Below are 20,196 nucleotides of genomic sequence, written 5' to 3'. Positions count from 1 at the left end.
CCGAAACTCGACCGGCTCATCGCAGGATTGCCCGCGCCGCACGTTCTGCGATCAACATGACCGGCGCGTTGGTGTTGCCAGAGGTGATGGTGGGCATCGCTGAAGCATCGACGACCCGGAGCCCGGCGACGCGGTACACGCGGCAGTCGGTGTCGAGCACCGTGGCGGCCGATCTCGGCCGACCGTGGGTGTCGAACGCTCCCATCGCGCAGGTGCCCACCGGATGGAAGATGGTGGTCCCCAGCTCACGGGCCGCTTGCTGCAGGTCGTCGTCGCTCGACAGTTCCGGCCCGGGAAGCATTTCTTCCGGGTGGTAGGGAGCCAGGGACGGCGCCGCCATGATCTTCCGGGTCATCCGCAGGCCCCGCACCGCGACATCGCGATCGGCGTCGGTGGACAGGTAGTTGCAGGAGATCTTGGGGTGGGTCAGCGGGTCTGCGCCGGCGATGCGTACGTGACCACGCGAGCTGGGCCGCAGATTGCACACCGAGGGAGTGATCGCTCCGAACGGATGCAGCGGTTCCCCGAATTTGGCCAACGACAAGGGCTGTACGTGCCACTCCAGATCAGCACTGGCCAGTGCCGTATCGCTCTTGGCGAAAGCGCCCAGCGTGGAAGGCGGCATGGTCATGGGCCCTGATCGCATCACCAGGTACTGCAGCCCCATACCTGCACGGGTGATCCAGTTGCGGTACAGCGTGTTGACCGTGCGCGCGCCCCGCACCCGGTAGACCGTCCGCAGCTGCAGGTGGTCCTGAAGGTTTTCACCCACGCCCGGCAGATCGACAGCCACCGGCACGTGATGCTGAGTGAGCAGCCCGGCCGGGCCCAATCCCGAGGCCTGCATCAGATGTGGCGACCCGATCGCTCCGGCGCTCAGGATCACCTCCCGGCGGGCCCGGACGTCGACGGTCTGGCCGTCTTTGAGCAAGCGCACCCCGGTGGCGCGGTGCTGCGCCGTGGTCCAGGCGCCGCGCCGCTGCTCCGCGTGCACCTGGTCGTCCAGCAGCAGCCGAACGGCCTGGGTGCCGGTGTAGATGGTGAGGTTGGGTCGGTGGGAGACGGGATGAAGGAAGGCATCGGCCATGGACCAGCGTCGGCCACGCCGTTGGTTGACGTGAAAGTACGCGCTGCCGGCGTTGTCTCCGCGGTTGAACTCGTCGATCGGGGCGATACCCACCTGGGCGGCGGCGGCCTGCCAGGCGTCCAGAATCTTCCAGCGCACCCGCGGCCGCTCGACCCGGATCTCACCACCGACGCCGTGCCAGTCGTCGGCTCCGCCGAAGTAGTCCTCCAACTCCTTGTAGAGGGCCAGGGTCTCGCCCGGACGGTCCGGGCCACCCCACAGCCACCGCTCGTCACCGGTGGCCTGCGCCCACAGCTCGTAATCGCTGGCCTGCCCGCGCATGTGGATCATGGCGTTGATCGAGGAGCAACCGCCGATCACGCGGCCCCGCGCGTAGATGATGCTGCGGCCGGCCAGACCGGGATCGGCCTCCGTCGTGAAGCACCAGTCGGTACGGGGGTTGGCAATGGTGTAGAGGTAGCCGACCGGCACCTTGATCCAGAACCAGTCGTCGTCGCCGCCGGCCTCGACGAGGAGCACCCGGTGATCCGGATTGGCGCTGAGCCGATTGGCGAGCAGACAGCCCGCACTGCCCGCCCCCACGATGACGAAGTCGAATTCGGCCACAGGGCTCATGTCCGCACCGTTCCTCCATTGCTGTCGGATGCGTGTCCCAGTGTGCTCGACGACGGGCTTACGGCACACCACAAAGGGTCTTTCGCATCCAGGAACGGGAGCCCGGGTGATGAACAGTAGGGGAATGCAGAAGTTCGGCGTAGGGGTAGCCGAATTGCCGGTCAACGTCCGCGGTGCGGCGACGGCTTCCGTCGACGCGTCCTATCTGACTGCCGCCGCCATGGGCGCGGACTCCTTCTGGGTGGCGGATCACCTGAACTCGCTGTATCCCCGTTCGGTCGCCTCGTCGCAGTACGTCGGGGCGGCCAGACTGATACCGAACATCGACGCCTACCTCGAACCGTGGACCACGCTCGGTCATATCGCCGGTCGGCATCGGCTACGCAGACTACGACTCGGGGTCGGTGTCACCGACACTGGTCGCCGGAACCCGGCGGTCACGGCACAGGCCGCGGCAACGCTGCACCTGCTCACCCGCGGCCGAGCCATCTTGGGCATCGGGACAGGGGAGCGGGAGGGCAATGAACCGTACGGCGTCGATTGGTCGCATCCGGTCACGCGATTCGAAGAAGGCTTGGCCACGATCCGCGCGCTGTGGAATTCGAACGGCGAACTGGTGAACCGTGATTCACCGTACTTCCCGCTGCGCAACGCCGTGTTCGCGCTGCCTCCGTACCGGGGGAGATGGCCCGAGATCTGGATCGCATCCCACGCCCCGCGCATGCTGCGAAACACCGGCCGATACGCGGATGCCTGGTTTCCCGCATTCTTGTTCCGGCCCGAGGACTACGCGGCGGGTCTGGACGTGGTCCGTTCCGCCGCCTCAGACGCGGGTCGAAATCCCCAGTCAGTCCGTCCCGCCGCGTTCATCATGGTGTTCACCGGACGCAGCCGTGACGAGGTCGACGAAGCCCTGGCGGCGCCGTTCGCCAAGTCGGCCGCGCTCAACCTGCCTGGCGATGCGTGGGCCCGCCACGGCGTGACGCATCCGATGGGCACGACGGCGTCCGGTCTGCAGGATCTGATGCCTCAGTTGTTGGATGAGCAGACCGTCCTGTCGATGACCAAGGACGTTCCGATCGCGCTGCTGAAGGAGAGCATCCTCACCGGAACGCCGGCTGAGGTGGTCGACCAGATGGCCGTGTGGCGTGATCATGGGCTTCGCTACGCGGTGGTGTGCAATGCCAGTGCGATGCAACCCAGCCTGTACCGCGGGCTCAAGGCGATGGTTCCTTTTGCCAAGATCATTCACCGGCTCGGGAGACTCTGAGCCGCAATGTGACGCGGGTCAGGCCGCGAGGATCTCGAGAAGACGCTGCGCGAACTCCCCTGGGGCACCCATGAATCCACCATGATCACCGGGGAACTCGGTGGTGGGCACGCCGAGCCGCTCTGCGACGGCGACGGACGTCCGGTGGGTCAGCAGGTGGCCGGACTCGGCTCCGAGCCCGATCACGATGCGCGACGTCGATGCCCGCAACGCGTCGAAGTCGGGCAGGTACTGCGTCGTCGGTGCCAGGTCATGCACGAAGAAGCGGGCACCCTCGGCGAGTTCGCGTTCGGAAGTCGTCGGTTCACCCTCCGCCTCGGGTTGCCCGACAGGATCGGAGCCGGGGGCGGTTACGTCGAAACCCGCGTTGACCATGAACTTCCTCCATGCCGCGTGCAGTCCGTCGGACAGGAACGTGTCGGTGATGTCCTTGGTTGCCGCCCGCTGCGCCTGGGCGTCGGGCAGCAGTTCCAGCAGTGGCGGCTCGTGGGCGACCAACGTGCGGACACGGCCCGGGAACCGTTCCACCAGTGCGAGACCGGTGACGGCTCCTCCGCTGGACCCGAAGACGTCGGCCGACGCCGCGCCGAGATCGTCGAGGATCGCCGCCACGTCGTCGGCTCGGAGTTCGGGGTTCGACGGCCCGTCGGGGTCATCGACCGGGCTGCTCCCGAAGCCGCGCGGGTCGTAGGTGACGACGGTGCGGTCACCGGCCAGGGCGTGGGCCAGGGGAGCGAACTCCGCGGCCGTCATCGGCGAGCCGATGACGAGCACGAGGGGACCGGAGCCGCGGACTTCGTAATGCAGGCGGGCGCCGGGAACGTCGAGCGTGCGGGAGATGAGGCCGTCTGTGGTGGTCATGGCGGAACTGACCGTCTTGACGCACAGAACTCATCGCTGCACCACCGAGTGGCGAGCATCGAGACGTCACAATTCAGCAGGACTCACGATGACGCCACGGGGTATCGCACTGTGCGTTCGGCAACATCGAGATGGAGGTGGCGGAAATGGCGTCAGGTGTGGCAACGGTGTGGTTACCGGTCAAAGACATGAAGCGTGCGGTGGACTTCTACGGCGGGACACTCGGTCTCGAGGTGAAACGAGATTCGGACGAATGGTCCGAGTTGGATGCCAACGGATTGATGATCGGCCTGAATGCCCGCGAATCGTCGGGCGCGGACGGGAGCGGAGGCGCGCTGCTGACGTTCCAGCCCGACGGCGGCCTCGACGAGGAGGTCTCTCGACTGAAGGACGCAGGTGTGTCGTTCGTCGGCGACATCAGCGACCATCCTTGGGGCCGAATCGCTTCCTTCAAGGATTCCGAAGGCAACGATCTCCAGCTGTACGAGCCGCCGTCGGAGTGATCGTCCATGTGCTCGCCGGCCGACGACTTCACGGTCGGCGAGCATGCGGGTAGCAGAGTCCCGAACGAAGCCCGCGCGGTTGCTGCGCGGAGGGACGCGTGGTTGTTCGCGGGGAGTCGTGCGTAACGGCGGCATACGACCTGTTGCAAGCGGACACTGGGTCTATGTCTTCTGCAGTGTGGATCGTCGTCGCGGTGTTCGCGGTCGGTGCGGTTGCCGGCGGGTTGCTCCGGATCAGGGCCTGGCTGGCCAAGCCGGCGTCGCCCGAGGTCATTGAAGCTGCGCACCGCGACGACGACAAAACGGATTGATGGCCGGCCGGTTCGAGCGTCGCGACGCCGGCACGGCCCCGTTGGTCGGTATCCCCATGTCCTGACCGGCTCCACATTCTTGTCGCTTATTGAGGGGTTCGTGGCCGTAGGAAGGCGGCGCGCGCGGTGCGGGCGGGATCAGCATGGATGTCACCCACACCAACGACAAGAAGGGACAGGACAGATGTCCGACGTCATTGCCGGGGTGGAGGTCCCCGATACCGCGGCGGTCGCCGAGGCGACCCAGCGCGTCCGGGACGACACCAGCCCGTTGATCTATCACCATTCTCGCCGCGTGTTCTTCTTCGGCCAGCTCCACGCCCAGCGGCTGGGCCTGGAGCCCGATGCCGAACTGCTCTACCTGGCGGCCATGTTTCACGACACCGGACTGATGAGGCCGTTCTCCGATGAGGAGCAGCGGTTCGAGGTCGATGGAGCGGACCACGGCAGGGCCTTCCTGCTCGAGCACGGTTTCTCCGGTGCAGCAGCCGACACGGTGTGGACGGCGATCGCCCTGCACACGACTCCGGGCATTCCGGATCGGATGGGTCCGGAAATCGCCGCCACCAACCTCGGCGTACTCACCGACGTCATCGGTCTCGGGCTCGGCCGGCTCGACGCAGACCAGTTGGAGCACATTCTCGCCGTCCACCCGCGCGGTGACTTCAAGAACGAGTTCCTCAGCGCCTACTTCGACGGACTGAAGGACCGCCCCAACACGACGAATGGAACGGTGAACTCCGACGTCCTCGAACACTTCATCCCCGGCTTCGAGCGCACGACCTCGGTTCAGCGCATTCTCGGTTCCGCCTGGCCGAGCTGAAAGGAGCTGTCATGCAAGCCATCACAGTACGCGACCGTGACGCGGGCTTCGGGGGGTTGGCCCTCACAGACGTGCCGTACCCGCACGCGGCCGAAAACGACGTCGTCGTACGCGTTCATGCGGCCGGCTTCACTCCCGGCGAGTTGGAGTGGCCCGCCACGTGGACCGACCGGGCGGGCCGTGACCGCACGCCCAGCATTCCGGGTCACGAACTGTCCGGAGTCGTCGTCGAATTAGGTTACGGCACAACCGGTCTGACCGTCGGTCAACGTGTCTTCGGCCTCGCCGACTGGGCCCGCGACGGCTCACTGGCCGAATACACCGCCGTCGAGGCGCGCAACCTTGCACCGTTGGCCGCCGACATCGACCATGTCGTGGCCGCGGCGTTGCCCATCTCAGGACTCACCGCGTGGCAGGGTTTGTTCGTCCACGGCGGTCTGCGGACCGGCCAAACCGCCGTCGTCCACGGTGCCGCAGGCGGCGTGGGATCAATCGCGGTCCAGCTCGCGCGGGAGGTGGGCGCTTGGGTCATCGGAACCGGGCGGCCGCATGACCGCGACGTCGCACTCGACCTGGGAGCGCACGCGTTCGTCGATCTCGGCGCCGACGACCTGAGCAGTATCGGGGATGTCGACGTGGTGTTCGACGTCATCGGCGGCGACATCCTCGAGCGGTCGGTCGACGTGGTGCGCCCCGGCGGCACGGTCGTGACCATCGCCGCACCGCCCAAGGCGCGTCCACGGGGCGGGCGCGCCGTGTTCTTCGTCGTCGAACCGGACCGCTCGCAACTCGAAGCTCTGGCCACGCGCGTACGGGAGGGCCGGTTACGGCCCCGCGTCGGCTCGGTGCGCCCCCTCGCCGAGGCGGTCGACGCGTTCACCGGACCACGCAGTGGTGCGGGCAAGACGATCATCCGCGTGGCCGATGAGCAGGAATGGGGCCGGCGATGACGCGAACCCGCCTCACCACCGGCTTCGTGACCGCGCTGACCGCGACGTTGATCGTCGGCTGCGGTACCGCGGAATCGACTCCGACCGACGCGGCGCGGGCGCCGCGGTCGGAGAGCTTGACGCCCTTGTTCTCTGAGGCACTGCCGAACGTTCCGGGCAAGACCTTCACGTCGGCGATCGTGACGTTTCCACCTGGGGCACGGGCGGTCCCTCACCGGCACGGCGACGCCTTCGTCTACGCCTATGTCCTCTCCGGTGACGTGAGGAGCCAACTCGAAGGCGCGGCCGCGCAGGTCTACCACCAGGGACAGAGCTGGTCCGAGCCGCCGGGCGCTCACCACGAAACCACCGAGAACACCAGCGGCACCGACGAGGCGAAGCTGCTGGTGGTCTTCGTCGCCACCACGGGATCCCCACTCAAGGTCGAGGACCCGCAGCCATGAACGAGGCGTACGAATTGCGACGCCAAGGGAGAAGCAACGTCATCGTCAACGAGGAGCGAAGGAACGGCAAATGGATGCGCGGCGTGTTCTGATCACGGGGGCGTCCAAAGGGATTCGTCGTGCGGTGGCCGATTGGGTGGCGCGGACAGGCAGTGTGCCCGTCGGTTTGGCTCGCACGGCTCCGGAGACTCGACGAGGACGTTGACGTGCTCAGGTTCGCATGGCGGTCCGGAACCTGTCCCTATAGGCCTTTGGTGGAACACCGAGACGTTGAACGAATGCCCGCCGGAGAGTCTCCGTGCTCCCGAACCCCGCGAGATGCGCCGCGTCCGTGACGGTGCGGCCGGCGTCCAAGGCAGAGCGAGCGACATCGATGCGCACCATCTCGACGTAGTCCGCAGGTGTCGTCCCGAGTTCCGACCGGAACAGCCGGGTCAGCTGACGTGTGCTCAGAGCTGCCCTGGCAGCGAGGCTCGGCACGCTGTGGTCCGCTCCAGGATCGGCCGCGATCGCCTCGGTGACCACTCGCAAGGCTGACTGCGGCGGTGGGTTGGCTTCGATCAACGCGGAGAACTGAGACTGCCCACCCGCACGCTTGAGGTAGACGACCAGCCAGCGGGCGACATCGCGGACGAGGTCGGCACCGTGGTCCTGTTCCACCAGCGCGAGCGCGAGGTCGACGCCCGACGAGATCCCAGCGGAGGTGTAGATGTCGCCGTCGCGAACGAAGATCGCGTCGGGCTCGACGGTGATGTCGGGGAAAGCCCGGGCCAGCGAGCGGATGTTCCGCCAGTGCGTGGTTGCGCGGCGGCCGCCGAGCAGGCCGGCTTGCGCGAGGATGAACGACCCCGTGCAGATCGAGCCCAGGCGCCGGGTTCGACCCGCCAGCGATCTGACGGCCTCGACGAGTGCGGGGTCGATCGGTCGCGCCGGAATGTTGTCACTGCCCGCGACCAGCACCGTGTCTGCGGATTCGACGGACGCGATGGAATCGGTGACGCCGAGACGGACACCGATCGACGTCATCACATCGCTCCCGTCGACCGACGCGATCTTGATCGAGTACTCGCCCCCGAATCGATTGGCCTCAGCGAATACCTCGCCGGCACCCGCGACATCCATCATCGTCACGTCGTCGAAGACGACGATCACCACCACCCGCATATGAGGACCCGCCGCGGCCACTGCGCCATTGTGTCGCAACTTGTGGGACGAACGGCTCATTCGCCGTAGTTGAAGACGTCTCCACCTGCGTTGACTTGACCGTAGTAGTCCACCTGAGGAGGTTCTGACATGAGTACCCAGTCGATTCAGACGATCGCCGGCATCACCATCCCCGACAGCACATTGGTGCGCGAGGCGACCGCATTCATTCGCGAGGCCGAAGACGATCTGCTCTTCGACCACTCGCGCAGAGTGTTCGCCTTCGGCGCATTGCACGGCCAACGCAGGGGCCTACGGCCGGATCTCGAGTTGCTCTACGTCGCAGCGATGTTTCACGACCTCGGTCTGACCGAGCGCTACCGCACATCTGATCTGCGCTTCGAGGTCGACGGTGCCAACGCGGCACAGAACTTTCTGCTGCAGCATGGCGTCGATGTGGCGGACGCCCGAAAGGTGTGGCTGGGCATCGCACTGCACACCACCCCGGGCATACCGCAGTTCCTCGACCCCGAGACCGCCCTGGTCATCGCCGGCGTGGAGACGGACGTCCTCGGCCTCGGCCGCGATGATCTCCCCGCTGACGCAGTCGACGCGGTGACTGCGGCGCACCCCCGCCCTGACTTCAAGAATCGCATCCTCGCGGCGTTTCACGAGGGGATGAAGCACCGGCCGGACACCACCTTCGGGACGATGAACGATGATGTGCTCGCACACTTCGATCCGACCTTCGAGCGGGTCGACTTCGTGGACCTCATTCTGCACAACACGTGGCCCGAGTAGCCGAATGGAGGGGGGATGCGACCGGATTCGTCGACAGCGAGCCGATACGCGGTGACTCGTATTCCGACGCTCAGTCCAATGGCTCGGGTGTGAAGGTGACGTCGACTCCGCCTACGGTCATCGTCACCTGACCCTCGATCACCATGACCTGCGCCGAGACCCGTCGATCGACAGTCTGGGCCAGTAGCTGCACCGGTTCGTGCGGTATCTGGACCACCGACAGGTTCGCCAGGCCCGCCACCTTGGGGCCGACGGTGCGCCACCAGGTGGCCACGCCGGCGGCGAAGGGGAACAGCAGCACCTGGTCGGCCTGGCTGGCCGCCTTGCCCAAGACCCGTTCGTCGGGCTGCCCGACGTTGATCCACTCCCGGATCCGGCCCGTGTAGTCCGCGAGCCGCACGTCCGGTACGCCAGGGGTGGACAGTCCCGCCCCGAACGCCAACTCACCGTCGACGTCGCTGAGCCGGTGTGCGCGCAGCCCGAACGCCAAGAGGCGCACCACCATCCGCTCGTCGGTCTCGCTGGGATGACGGGCCACGGTCAGCGTGTGATCGGCGTAGTAACCGTGATCGACATCGGAGACGCCGAGTTCGACTTTGAATACTGTTGCAGAAAGGGCCACGTCATAGTGTCCACCCTGGTGGTGTTCCCCGAGCAATCAGGCCGCTTCGAGTGGTCAGTCGCGCATAATCTGCGGCGGACTGCGGAACATAGACGGCTTCAACGGTTGTTACTACCGATCGACACAGTGCACGCCTACTGCCGACCGAAGGGGTCCGAACAGATGACGCGCCAGGTATCCATTCCCCGTGGCGAAATTGATCTTGCTGGTGAGCTGCACCTGCCAGATGATTTCGACTCGGCCGGCTCGAGACCCGCGGTAGTGTTGTCAACACCGGGGAGCAGTGTCAAGGAGCAAATCGGCGCCACCTACGCCTCACGCCTTGCCCGAAATGGCTTCGCTGCAATAACTTTCGACCCTGCGCACCAAGGAGGCAGCGGGGGAGAACCGCGTGACCTGGAAGACCCTTACCGGCGGGGTGAGGACATTTCGTATGCGATCGACTACCTTGCCACTGTGCCGGGTATCGACCCCCAGCGAATCGGCGCGCTGGGGATCTGCGCGGGCGGCGGTTACGCAGTGCACACCGCGCGCACCGATCACCGCATCAAGGCACTGGCCACCGTGGTCGCCGGCGACATGGGTACGTCATGGCGCAGCGCCGCGTTCTCGCCCGACGGTCCCGTCGCCGCACTCGACCGACTCGCTGCGACGCGACTCGCCGGCGACGACCTCGACCGGCTGAACTGGTTGCCTGACACCCTCGACGATGCCAAGGCCGCCGGTATCGACGACATCGACACCCTGCAGGCGATCCGGTACTACCGCACACCCCGCGGTCAGCACCCCAACTCGACAAACCGCCGCCTCCGTCGCAGCGACGGACTGCTGATGGGTTACGACGCCTTCCACCTCGTCCACCAACTGCTCACTCAGCCCCTGCAGGTGATCGTCGCGGGCCGGCGAGGGAGCACGGGGCAGTACGAGGCGGGCATGAGACTGTGGGAACTCGCACCGAACCCGGTCGACCTGCTGGTCGTCGAGGGCGCGGGACACTATGAGATGTACGACGAGCCAGAGTATGTCGACCAGGCCATCGAGCGTCTGGCGGCGTTCTTCACCGAGTACTTACCACCCGAACTCGGGGATCATCCGACGGGAATCCGGTAATGCCTCCGCGCGACTGAGGTGGGAATCGTGGCGGGGGACACAGGGTTGGTCAGAGCATGACGAAAATGACCAGCACGGAACGCGAGACCTACTTGGCCGATCTGCACGTTGGTGTCATCGCCGTCGAACGGCCTGATCGCGCACCACTGTCAGTACCGATCTGGTACGCCTACGAGCCCGGCGGCGAGGTTCTCGTCTCCAGCTTGGCGGGGTCGCTCAAAGCCCGCCTCATCACCAATGCCGGGCGCTTCTCCATCACTGCTCAGGATGAAACCTATCCCTACCGCTACGTCACTGCCGAGGGACCCTTGACCTCGATCGAGACAGCCGACGACGCCACCATGCGCGCGATCGCCGTTCGCTATCTCGGCGAGGAGGGAGGCAACGCGTTCACGGAGTCGTTCGCCAGAGACCATCCTGACGCCGAGTCGCTGTTGTTCCGGATGCGACCTGCGCACTGGCTCAGCGTCGACTACTCCAAAGCGTCGTAGTCGCAGGCGCGAGCGGTGGACGAGAACGGCCCTGATTCATCTGCCAAACAGGGCGGAGTCTACTGGTAATCCCGCATATTCGATTGCTGCATATTCTCCGTTCACGGCTTGTGCAGCCGACTGAGGACGCACGCGTATATACTCAACCAGGACTTCGTATATACGTGAGGGTGGCGAGATGACCAAACGTTTGATTGACCTCGATGACGACCTGTTGGCCGCCGCGCAAAAGGAACTCAAGACGTCTGGCGTATCAGATACCGTCCGCATCGCGTTGCAGCAGGCTGCAGCGGCGTCTGCACGCGCTCGCCAGATCGCGTGGTTGAAGTCTGGCGGCATGGGGGAGATGACTGACCCTGGTAAACGAGGTGATGTGTGGCGGTAGTAGCGCGCTATCTCATCGACACCAGTGCCGCGGCACGGATGACAAACCCCGAGGTCGCCGACCGACTTGCTCCGCTTATCGAGGCCGGATTGGTCGCAACCACCGCTCAGCTTGATGCCGAGGCGCTCTACAGCGCCCGCACCGCCGAGGACTATGCGCAGATGTGGTCAGATCGCCGCCTCGCATACGAGTACCTACCGACCAACGATGAACACTGGCAGGCGGCGTTGGATGCGCAGCGATCGCTGGCCGGCACTGGTCGTCATCGCGCCGTCGGCATGGCCGACCTACTGATCGCCATCCTTGCCAACGCCCACGATGTGACACTGCTGCACTACGACGCCGATTTCGAGATCGCTGCCGAGGTATTGCCGTTCCAGCATCGGTGGGCGTTGGAACGGGGCACTATCAGTTAGGCCAGGGCAGGTGCGGTGGAGTTGAAACCCGTTGGCGCGCAGTGCAGTGTGCAGTAGTTAAGTTGACATAATGTGGCTTATCGGTAGAACGTCCACCTGCGTTGATAACACTGATCGGCCGTGCGGACCACAACGACGAACGCCATCCCGCCGTGAGCCGCCCGACCGTCGGACTCCGGCTGACACCGACGGCGCCACGAGTGCCTGCCAGATCCCTCAAACCATCGACGGGCCGGTGCCGATCTGACACCTGCTGTGCGCGAGACGAACCAGCCCAAAGCCGTTGAGGCGGCAACGTTCCCGCCGTGCGCCTCTCCCGCCCGCCTAGGACATTTTCGTCACTGTGACGTATTGCGCTGGAGCAGCCGGGACAGAATCTCTGCGGCGCGTGTCAGTTCTCATCCGATCTGAAGCATTCTCATTTGATGTGACACATCGGCGCGCCTTTCTCATTTGATCTGATACAGCCGGTACCGTTCTGGGCATGTCNTGTCAGTTCTCATCCGATCTGAAGCATTCTCATTTGATGTGACACATCGGCGCGCCTTTCTCATTTGATCTGATACAGCCGGTACCGTTCTGGGCATGTCGATGCTGGCCGGTGATGCTGTTGCCGCGGGCCGGTGCGATGCGGTGTTTGAGGTAGCCGACGTGGATGGGACTTCCCGTCTTCCATTGGAGTTGGCTCATGGGATCCGGTTCGATGTCGATTGCGAGCCGGTGCGGTCGTTTCCGTCGTTTCGTGGGCAACGGAATTTTCCTGGGCTGTGGTGGTTCGCGACGACGCGCCGGCACATCGGTTATGAATCGTGGGTTGAGCGGGATCAGCTGATGGCATTGGATGCTAATCCTGAAACCGTTGGCGTTGCCTCCCAACCTTTTCGGCTGCGATGGCCCGATGGCCGTCATCATGTGCCCGACTACTACGCTCGCAGATCCGACGGCACGGTCGTGATCGTCGATGTTCGTCCCGATGACCGGATTCCTGAGTCTGATGCGGAGTTGTTCGCCCGCTCGGAGGTCGTGTGCATTGCGGCCGGCTGGCAGTACCGGCGCGTCGGTGTATTGGACCCTGTGCTGGCGGCGAACCTGCGGTGGCTGTCTGGGTACCGGCATCCGAGAGCGTTGCGACCTGGCGTGGCGGCAGAACTGTTGAGCTGTTTCGCCCGCGAGCAGCCCCTTCTGGAGGGCGCGACGGCGGTGGGCGACCCGCTGGTGGTGCTGCCTGTGCTGTTCCATCTGCTCTGGCATCGACGCTTGGTGGTCGATCTGTCCCGGACGGTCCTCGACGATCGGACGGCAGTGAGCGCGGCAGCGTTATGAGTTCGCTTCGAGGCGGTGTGATCCGTGAAGGCGATGAAATCCGTCTAGGTTCACGGGTTTTCACGGTCGCAAGTCTGGCCGGAGGATCGGTACGGCTTGTCGACGCTGTTGGTGAACGCACAACCGTTCCCCTGTCGATGGTATTGGCCGATTCGACTCTGGAGGTTCTGGCGGGGTCACGACCGGTGCTGTGGTCTGTTGAGGCGCTCGAAGGTGTCCCCGAGGAGGTCGCTGATCGCGCACGATGGTGGGAGCAGCACATCGTTGAGGTATTGACCGGGCGCCGACCCGAAAGTCCGCCTGGGCAGCCAATCCGGCCAGAGTTCGATCCGGCGGTCCGATCCCTTCGCCAGAGGGAGCTGACCAAGCTTGAGGAGCTTCGAGCAGCCGGTCACGATCTGGCGTTGATCACCCTGCAGCGTCAGCGATCTCGCTACGAGGCCAAAGGTCTTCTGGGATTGGTGGACGGCCGCTATCTCGCCAAACGTCCAGTGTTGGGCCGTGTCGATGAGCGTGTCGTTGCCGTGGTCCGGCGTCTGATCGACAACGAAACTGAGCTATCAACCGGCACGGTGAGCAGACTTCAGCGCAAGCTGGAGAAGGCGCTGTTGGCCGAATACGGTCCCGACGACGCCCCGAAGGCCCCGTCACAGGCGACCTTCTACCGGCTCGTCAAACGCCTGGAGGAAGGCAAACACACCTTCGGTTCCGCCCGTACTCGCAGGTCATTGGCCAAGCAACCCGACGGCCCCTTCGGCACGGTAACCGCGGCCCGTCCCGGTGAAATGGTGGAAATCGACTCCACCCCGCTGGACGTGCGGGTGGTCCTTGACGACGGTGTAGTCGATCGGGTGGAGCTGACCGCCATGGTCGACAACGTCACCCGCTCGATCCCGGCGGCAGTTCTGCGGCCCACCACCAAGGCCGTCGATGCCGCGCTGCTGTTGGCCAAGGCGCTGACCCCAGAGCCGATGCGCCCGGGTTGGTCCGATGCGTTGCGGTTGTCACGCTCGGTGTTGCCGCATCGGCGTTTGACCGATATCGATCAACGGCTCGCCGATGCCGCGGCTCGCCCGGTGATCGCTCCCGAGACCATCGTCTGTGATCACGGGAAAGCGTTTCTCTCCAAGACATTTGAGCAGGCGTGCTGCTCACTGGGCATCAACCTGCAACCCGCTCATCCGGATCAGCCCACCGACAAACCGAAGGTGGAACGCACCCTGCAGTCGGTGGGTACATTGTTCGCCCAGTATGTCGCCGGGTATGTCGGTTCCAGCGTGGAACGTCGCGGCAAGAACGCCGACCAGGACGCAGTGTGGTCGCTGGTGGAACTGCAGGCGTTGCTCGATGAGTGGCTCGTCGCGGTGTGGCAGAACCGTCCCCACGACGGACTACGTGACCCGGTGACCCCGGGCAAAGCGCTGACGCCGAACGAGAAGTTCGCGGCCCTGGTCGAAGTCGCTGGTTACGTCCCGGTGCCTCTGAGCGCTGATGCTTACATCGAGTTGTTGCCCGCGACGTGGCGCACCATCGGCTCAGCGGGTATCCGGGTCAATCACCGGACCTACGATGCCCGGGCATTGAACCCGTACCGGCGAGTCGACTCTGGGGTTCGTTCCCGCAACGGCCGGTGGGAGGTTCATTACGACCCCTATGACGTCTCTCAGATTTGGGTTCGCAATCACCACGACGACGGTTGGATCACCGCGACCTGGACCCACATGCGCACCGCTGCAGTGCCGTTCGGGGACACCGTGTGGAAACAGGCCCAAGCGATCGTCGCCGAAAGGGGCGCAGATCCGGTGACCGAAGCCGAGATCGCGGCGGCGGCCGACGCCCTGCTGGACCGTGCCGAACGCGGCCCCGACACCCAGCAGGACCCGCCAGCAGCTCGACGCGCAGCCGCCAGGGCCCGATCCATCCCCGAGCCGTCCTGGCCACACCCCAGTGTCGAGGGCACCAACCAGAACCAGGAACCGTCTGAGGTGAGCACCGACAGGCCAGCGAACTCCGACGATGACGATCTTGCTGATGTCATCCCGTTGCCGGTGTTCGACGCACGTAAGGAGGCCGAGCAGTGGCATTGGTGAGTCCGATCAGTCAACTCGAGGAGCGCCGGCAGCCGACGACAACCCTGGAAGGGTGGCGACGGTTCATTGACGCTGACCGGCCTGAATTCACCTTGCTGCCCGACCAAGACTGGTCCGATCTCGACGATGCTGATCGGATCGCCTACAACGAGGCCAGGGTGGCCCACCATTCCGAGCTCGTCGTGGTGACCACCTCGGCGATCCAGAAGATCACCAACGAGGGTCAGCTGCTCACTTTGCTGAATCAACGCGAGATCGGCGCCCGGCGAGGGCTGATCGTCTCCGGTGGCGCAGCCACCGGAAAGACCACGGCCATCAAACAACTCGGCCGGTTCCACGAACTTCGGATCCGCACCCGTTACTCGGACAAAACCCGCATCCCTGTCGTCTACGTGACCGCTCCACCGAAGGGCTCAGCACGCAAGCTCGCAATGGAATTCGCCCGCTTCCTCGGGCTTCCACCGGTACGACGGATGAACGTCACCGATATCGCCGACGCGGTGTGCCAAGTGCTCATCGATGCGCGTACCGACATAGTGGTCGTCGACGAGATCCATAACCTCAATCTCGATACCCGTGCCGGAGAAGAACTTTCCGATCACCTCAAGTACTTCACCGAACACCTGCCCGCGACCTTCGTCTACGCCGGCATTGACGTCGAACGCTCCGGAGTGTTTACCGGTACTCGCGGCCGCCAGCTTGCCGGGCGCTGCGGTGTCATCAACACAGCGGCCTTCCCGTATGGGCAGGAGTGGCGGGCTCTGGTCGCCGCGATGGAGGGAACCCTGCGACTGCACCGACACGAGCCGGGCACGCTCGTGCGCCAGACGAAACACCTGCACCAGCGCACCGGCGGAATGATCGGAAGCCTCGCCCACCTCATCCGCTCGGCAGCCATCCGGGCAATGCTGGACCACACCGAACACATCGACCGCGAGGGCTTGGACAGCGTCCTCATCGACTACGCGGCTCAGGCCTCAGCCCAACGCAGCGCCGGATAGCAGTGATCACCGACTGGCCCCGACTCCCACCACGACCACTTCCGCAGTCAGTCACCGCATTTCGCGATGAGACCGTGTACTCCTTCACCACCCGACTCGCCCACGCCAACAGAATCCCACCCCAAAGCCTGCGCGACTACGCCGCACGCGAGAGCCATTACGTCGACCCTGAGCGCCTCGCCCGCCTCAGCGGCTACCCACGACATGTCCTCTGCGCCCGACTGCGGGGCCTGACCGCTGATGAACGTGATCTCACCCGCCAGCGGGCACGTGCCCGCCCGATTTGCCGGTACTGCACAGCACGGCGAGGGGTGCCCCAGCCGGTCCATTGCTGGTTGCCCGACCACCTCACCGTCTGTCATCGCCACGGCCGCTGGATTGGCCCCTCCGCCCAGCGATGGGACGATCAGATGTCACTGAAACACCATCCAGCTGTTGCCCGATCTGCCAGGGCACATCATGCCCTGGCCAAGCGCAATGCCCCCGACATCGTTGAGCTAGCGATCAACGACGCATCACGTATAGTGCTGCGGCAGCGCCGATTCCGACGGGATGACGGTCTCGGTGATAGCGCGGCCACCGGTATCGCATTACGGGGGCGATGGGCCAGCATCTCAACGGTCAACCTGCACATCGCCACCTACGTCGAAACAGTCCGGATGGCCGCAGTCATCATTGACCAGCGGCCAGCATTGTTGAACCGCACCGGCGATCCCAGTGTCGCCCGCGTAGCTCTCTTGGCAGCCGCGAACGCAGTGTTCGGCGCCGAGGATGAGACGGCGACCACCGCGGCCCTCGACGGCTGGCTGCACAACCAGCAGATCATCCGGAAGTCCCGCGATAAATCAATGATCGTTCATACCTGATGCAAAAGTCTTTATCTTGCAACCATATTCGTAGGAAAACCCATTGCCAGCCGACCGTGAGGCATACGTNGCCAACGGCGGCGACAACGTCGGCGTCTACGTCCCGGTCTTCCTCAGCGTCGGACACGCAGCCGTCGTGGCCTACTGCGTCGTCTTCCTTCTTCTCGTCGGGGTGCGGGTGGCAACATATCTGGCGATGACCACCAGCACCCCGACGAGAAGAAGGAAGACGACGCAGTAGGCCACGACGGCTGCGTGTCCGACGCTGAGGAAGACCGGGACGTAGACGCCGACGTTGTCGCCGCCGTTGGCGAAGGTCACGCCAGCGACCGCCCAGACGCTGACGGTCTTGCCCGCAACCTTCGCGTCACCATCATCGTCACCGTTTCCGCGCCAGGCTTGCCAAGCCGCCTTCAGTCCCAGGGCGAGGGGGATGAGTCCGAAGAACGGGATGACGTCGGGCGGCAGGAATGCGCCCGCACCTAGGGTCACGAGGACGGCGGCGCCGAGAATTCCAGCGAATCCCAGGTATTGGCCGGCGGTGATCCGGGAGGTGGTCCCGCGTTGTCCTGCGCCGCGGGCGAAGAACAGTGAAAGCACGATGATGTCGTCGATGTTGGTGACGATGAACAGCCCGATCGCGGGCAGAACCGACGACAGGATCATGGGTGTGTGCCATCGGTGGTCACGACGGGGCACCCACTGCGGTCGCGGTGGCTAGGTTGGTTGACCGCTGTGCGGTGAGTGCGGTCAGTGCTGTGGTGCGGCCGGCGCGCACACCGTTGGCGATGACCACGATTTCGGCGAGTTCATGGACGAGCACGACGGCGGCCAACCCGAGCACCCCGAACAAAGCCAGCGGCATCAGCACAATGATCAGTCCGAGGGATAGGCCGACGTTTTGCAGCATGATCCGTCGGGCGCGGCGGGCATGGGTGAATGTTTGTGGCAGGTGGCGTAGGTCTTCACCCATGAGTGCGACGTCGGCGGTTTCGATGGCGACGTCGGTGCCCATGGCGCCCATCGCGATGCCGAGGTCGGCGGTAGCCAGTGCGGGGGCGTCGTTGACGCCATCGCCGACCATCGCGGTGGGGCGCTGGGTGCGGAGCTGTTCGATCAGTCGGGCTTTGTCTTCGGGGCGCAGATCGGCGTGCACGGTGTCGATGCCGACTTCGCGGGCCAGGGCGGCCGCGGTGGCGTGGTTGTCGCCGGTGAGCATCGCCACCTGGTAGCCGTCGCGGCGCAGCTGGGTGATGACTTCGGTTGCCTCGGGCCGCAATTCGTCACGCACGGCGATGGCACCGATCACCTGTCCGTTGTCTTCGACCAGGACGGCGGTGGCTCCGGCCTGCTGCATCCGGGTGACCTCGGCGGTGAGCGGACCTCGGTCGAGCCAGCCGGGGCGGCCCAGCCGGATGCGGTGCCCGTCGCGGTGGCCGGTGAGTCCGGCGCCGGTGACTGCCTCGACGTCGGCGGCGGGGGTGACGGTGCCGGCGGCGGCCAGGATCGCCGCGGCCAGGGGGTGTTCACTGCGGGCCTCTACGGCGGCCGCGAGGTCCAGGACGTGCTCGGGGGTGACGTCGGGGGTGGTGGCCACCTCGATGACGGTGGGCCGGTTGGCGGTGAGGGTACCGGTCTTATCCAGGGCGACCCCACGGATCCTGCCCAGCGCTTCCAGCGCGGCGCCACCTTTGACCAGGGCGCCCAGCTTGCTGGCGGCGCCGATGGCGGCGACGACCGTGACCGGTACCGAAATCGCCAGAGCACAGGGCGAGGCGGCGACCAGCACCACCAGAGCGCGTTCGATCCAGGTGGCGGGGTCACCGAGCAGGCTCCCCGCGACGGCGATCAGGGCGGCGGCGATCATCACGGCGGGGACCAGGGGTTTGGCGATGCGGTCAGCCAAACGTTGGGCGGCGCCCTTGCGGGACTGCTCGGCTTCCACGATGCGCACGATGCGGGCCAGGGAATTGTCCTCGGCGGTGGTGCTGACTTCTACTTCGAGGGCGCCGGCTCCGTTGATCGACCCGGCGAACACCTCATCACCGGGGCCGGCTTCAACGGGCACTGATTCGCCGGTGATGGCCGAGAGGTCCAGGGCGGTGCGGCCCCGGGTGATGATGCCGTCAGTGGCGACTCGTTCTCCGGGTTTGACGACCATGAGGTCACCGATGCGCAATTCTGTTGGCGCGATGGTTGTTTCGGTGCCGTCGCGGCGAACGGTGGCCTCATCGGGCACCAGCGACAGTAGTGCGCGCAGTCCGCGGCGGGTGCGGGCCAGCGAGTATTCCTCCAGGCCTTCGCTGATGGAGAACAGGAACGCCAGCATCGCGGCCTCACCGACCTCGCCGAGCAGCACCGCGCCCACGGCGGCGATGGTCATCAGCGTGCCGACCCCGATCTTGCCCTTGGCCAGCCGCCCCAGGGTGGACGGCACGAAGGTATAGGCGCCGGCCAGCAGCGCCGCTGCCTCCAACGTGAGCACCACCGGGTCGGCGGCGCCGACCAGGTTGGCGATCAACGCCGCCAGCAGCAGTACCCCGGAGAGCGCGGCGAACTGCAATTCTGTGATCTGCCAGAGCCGTTCGGGTTCACGCTCCTGCTCCTCGGCGCTGCGGGGTTCGTCGCTGCCGCAGCCACAGGCATCGCTCATTGCCGCGTCTCCTCGGTGTCGATCGCCGCACCCCGGGCGCCGGTTCCATAGGTGGGACACAACGCCACCGCGTTGCCGGTGGCCGCCAGCAGCGTTTCCGCCGCAGCGAGCACGTCCAGCAGCTCGGGGCGAGACAAGGAATAGAACACCTGACGGCCTTCTGGGCGGCCGGTGACCAGCCCACAGTCCCGCAGGCACGCCACGTGCGCGGAGACGGTGGATTGCGCCAACCCCAGCTCACCGATCAGATCGACAACTCGCGCCTCCCCGTCAGCCAGGCGGCGCACGATCGTCAACCGCGTCGCATCGGAGAGACTGTGGAACAGTGCCACCGCGGCATCGAGGTCGGACGTGTTGCCGGCCAGGCAGGTGTCCCGCTTATTCATCGTCACACAACGATGATAACCATCGAAGCCGATTTAGCGAAAGGGG

Annotated in this window: 21 protein-coding genes and 2 pseudogenes; 16 read left to right on the top strand and 7 right to left on the bottom strand. The window is 65.4% G+C overall.

Annotated features, from left to right (window positions below; all coding sequences use genetic code 11):
- Window positions 1–16: 16 nt before the first annotated feature.
- The gene (locus MCHLDSM_RS16185; RefSeq protein WP_048471003.1) at window positions 17–1,702 is read right to left on the bottom strand and encodes a GMC family oxidoreductase; all 1,686 of its coding nucleotides are present in this window, start codon (window positions 1,700–1,702) and stop codon (window positions 17–19) included.
- 124 nt (window positions 1,703–1,826) lie between these two features.
- Here MCHLDSM_RS16185 and MCHLDSM_RS16180 point away from each other — a divergent pair, with 124 nt between their 5' ends.
- Window positions 1,827–2,972, top strand: a complete 1,146-nt coding sequence (locus tag MCHLDSM_RS16180; RefSeq protein ID WP_048471002.1) for an LLM class flavin-dependent oxidoreductase — start codon at window positions 1,827–1,829, stop codon at window positions 2,970–2,972.
- Between the two features lie 18 nt (window positions 2,973–2,990).
- Here the strand turns inward: MCHLDSM_RS16180 and MCHLDSM_RS16175 are convergent, their stop codons facing one another.
- Window positions 2,991–3,833 carry an alpha/beta fold hydrolase gene (locus MCHLDSM_RS16175; protein WP_048471001.1) on the bottom strand — a complete coding sequence of 281 codons (843 nt, stop codon included), beginning with the start codon at window positions 3,831–3,833 and terminating at the stop codon, window positions 2,991–2,993.
- Between the two features lie 131 nt (window positions 3,834–3,964).
- Between MCHLDSM_RS16175 and MCHLDSM_RS16170 the strand changes: the two genes are divergently transcribed.
- The 6 genes and pseudogenes from MCHLDSM_RS16170 to MCHLDSM_RS39365 all read left to right on the top strand — a co-directional run.
- Window positions 3,965–4,336 carry a VOC family protein gene (locus MCHLDSM_RS16170; RefSeq protein WP_201780383.1) on the top strand — a complete coding sequence of 124 codons (372 nt, stop codon included), beginning with the start codon at window positions 3,965–3,967 and terminating at the stop codon, window positions 4,334–4,336.
- A 164-nt stretch (window positions 4,337–4,500) separates the two neighbouring features.
- A complete protein-coding gene (locus MCHLDSM_RS38465) occupies window positions 4,501–4,647 on the top strand; it encodes a hypothetical protein (RefSeq protein ID WP_168440048.1) in 147 nt (48 codons plus the stop codon).
- Window positions 4,648–4,831: 184 nt separating this feature from the next.
- Window positions 4,832–5,470, top strand: coding sequence for an HD domain-containing protein (locus tag MCHLDSM_RS16165; protein ID WP_048471000.1), 639 nt, complete (start codon window positions 4,832–4,834; stop codon window positions 5,468–5,470).
- Window positions 5,471–5,481: 11 nt separating this feature from the next.
- A complete protein-coding gene (locus MCHLDSM_RS16160) occupies window positions 5,482–6,420 on the top strand; it encodes an NADP-dependent oxidoreductase (protein WP_048470999.1) in 939 nt (312 codons plus the stop codon).
- On the top strand, window positions 6,417–6,863 hold the full coding sequence (locus MCHLDSM_RS16155; RefSeq protein ID WP_053083010.1) for a cupin domain-containing protein: 447 nt from the start codon (window positions 6,417–6,419) through the stop codon (window positions 6,861–6,863). Before MCHLDSM_RS16160 ends, MCHLDSM_RS16155 begins: the two co-directional genes overlap by 4 nt.
- 70 nt (window positions 6,864–6,933) lie before the next feature.
- Window positions 6,934–7,050, top strand: a pseudogene (locus tag MCHLDSM_RS39365) (SDR family oxidoreductase); the annotation flags it as partial.
- 23 nt (window positions 7,051–7,073) lie between these two features.
- Here the strand turns inward: MCHLDSM_RS39365 and MCHLDSM_RS16150 are convergent.
- On the bottom strand, window positions 7,074–8,027 hold the full coding sequence (locus MCHLDSM_RS16150; RefSeq protein WP_231508343.1) for a GlxA family transcriptional regulator: 954 nt from the start codon (window positions 8,025–8,027) through the stop codon (window positions 7,074–7,076).
- A gap of 129 nt (window positions 8,028–8,156) precedes the next feature.
- Between MCHLDSM_RS16150 and MCHLDSM_RS16145 the strand changes: the two genes are divergently transcribed.
- Window positions 8,157–8,807 (top strand): HD domain-containing protein, encoded by a 651-nt coding sequence (locus MCHLDSM_RS16145; RefSeq protein ID WP_048470998.1) that lies wholly within the window; start codon window positions 8,157–8,159, stop codon window positions 8,805–8,807.
- 70 nt (window positions 8,808–8,877) lie between these two features.
- Here MCHLDSM_RS16145 and MCHLDSM_RS16140 read toward each other — a convergent pair whose 3' ends face one another.
- On the bottom strand, window positions 8,878–9,429 hold the full coding sequence (locus tag MCHLDSM_RS16140; RefSeq protein WP_048470997.1) for a YaeQ family protein: 552 nt from the start codon (window positions 9,427–9,429) through the stop codon (window positions 8,878–8,880).
- Between MCHLDSM_RS16140 and MCHLDSM_RS16135 the strand changes: the two genes are divergently transcribed.
- From MCHLDSM_RS16135 to MCHLDSM_RS16100, 8 genes are all read left to right on the top strand, one after another.
- Window positions 9,334–10,539: an alpha/beta hydrolase gene (locus MCHLDSM_RS16135; protein WP_327083154.1), complete on the top strand. Its 1,206-nt coding sequence runs from the start codon at window positions 9,334–9,336 to the stop codon at window positions 10,537–10,539. The two genes, MCHLDSM_RS16140 and MCHLDSM_RS16135, sit on opposite strands and share 96 nt — an antisense overlap.
- A gap of 56 nt (window positions 10,540–10,595) precedes the next feature.
- Entirely contained in the window at window positions 10,596–11,030 is a 435-nt protein-coding gene (locus MCHLDSM_RS16130; protein ID WP_174545874.1) for a pyridoxamine 5'-phosphate oxidase family protein, read from the top strand.
- Between the two features lie 178 nt (window positions 11,031–11,208).
- Window positions 11,209–11,415, top strand: a complete 207-nt coding sequence (locus MCHLDSM_RS16125; protein WP_048470995.1) for a hypothetical protein — start codon at window positions 11,209–11,211, stop codon at window positions 11,413–11,415.
- On the top strand, window positions 11,406–11,831 hold the full coding sequence (locus tag MCHLDSM_RS16120; protein ID WP_053083004.1) for a PIN domain-containing protein: 426 nt from the start codon (window positions 11,406–11,408) through the stop codon (window positions 11,829–11,831). The genes MCHLDSM_RS16125 and MCHLDSM_RS16120 overlap by 10 nt, the downstream gene beginning before the upstream one ends.
- 591 nt (window positions 11,832–12,422) lie before the next feature.
- On the top strand, window positions 12,423–13,154 hold the full coding sequence (locus tag MCHLDSM_RS16115; protein ID WP_235718637.1) for a TnsA-like heteromeric transposase endonuclease subunit: 732 nt from the start codon (window positions 12,423–12,425) through the stop codon (window positions 13,152–13,154).
- Window positions 13,155–13,291: 137 nt separating this feature from the next.
- The gene (locus tag MCHLDSM_RS16110) at window positions 13,292–15,244 is read left to right on the top strand and encodes a TnsB C-terminal domain-containing protein (RefSeq protein ID WP_036372924.1); all 1,953 of its coding nucleotides are present in this window, start codon (window positions 13,292–13,294) and stop codon (window positions 15,242–15,244) included.
- Window positions 15,232–16,245, top strand: a complete 1,014-nt coding sequence (locus MCHLDSM_RS16105) for a TniB family NTP-binding protein (RefSeq protein ID WP_011891572.1) — start codon at window positions 15,232–15,234, stop codon at window positions 16,243–16,245. The genes MCHLDSM_RS16110 and MCHLDSM_RS16105 overlap by 13 nt, the downstream gene beginning before the upstream one ends.
- A 2-nt stretch (window positions 16,246–16,247) precedes the next feature.
- Window positions 16,248–17,111 (top strand): TniQ family protein, encoded by an 864-nt coding sequence (locus MCHLDSM_RS16100; protein WP_048470994.1) that lies wholly within the window; start codon window positions 16,248–16,250, stop codon window positions 17,109–17,111.
- Between the two features lie 168 nt (window positions 17,112–17,279).
- On the opposite strand, the pseudogene MCHLDSM_RS16095 reads toward MCHLDSM_RS16100, so the two are convergent.
- From MCHLDSM_RS16095 to MCHLDSM_RS16085, 3 genes and pseudogenes are all read right to left on the bottom strand, one after another.
- A pseudogene (locus MCHLDSM_RS16095) lies at window positions 17,280–17,777 on the bottom strand (cadmium resistance transporter); the annotation flags it as partial.
- A gap of 19 nt (window positions 17,778–17,796) precedes the next feature.
- The gene (locus MCHLDSM_RS16090) at window positions 17,797–19,764 is read right to left on the bottom strand and encodes a heavy metal translocating P-type ATPase (RefSeq protein ID WP_011891568.1); all 1,968 of its coding nucleotides are present in this window, start codon (window positions 19,762–19,764) and stop codon (window positions 17,797–17,799) included.
- Window positions 19,761–20,156 (bottom strand): ArsR/SmtB family transcription factor, encoded by a 396-nt coding sequence (locus tag MCHLDSM_RS16085; RefSeq protein WP_063840634.1) that lies wholly within the window; start codon window positions 20,154–20,156, stop codon window positions 19,761–19,763. The genes MCHLDSM_RS16090 and MCHLDSM_RS16085 overlap by 4 nt, the downstream gene beginning before the upstream one ends.
- Window positions 20,157–20,196: the final 40 nt, after the last annotated feature.

This window comes from Mycolicibacterium chlorophenolicum, from assembly GCF_001044235.1.
Lineage (GTDB): Bacteria > Actinomycetota > Actinomycetes > Mycobacteriales > Mycobacteriaceae > Mycobacterium > Mycobacterium chlorophenolicum.
Note: the sequence above shows the minus strand (reverse complement) of the source record. Positions and strands in the feature narration are given on the sequence as shown.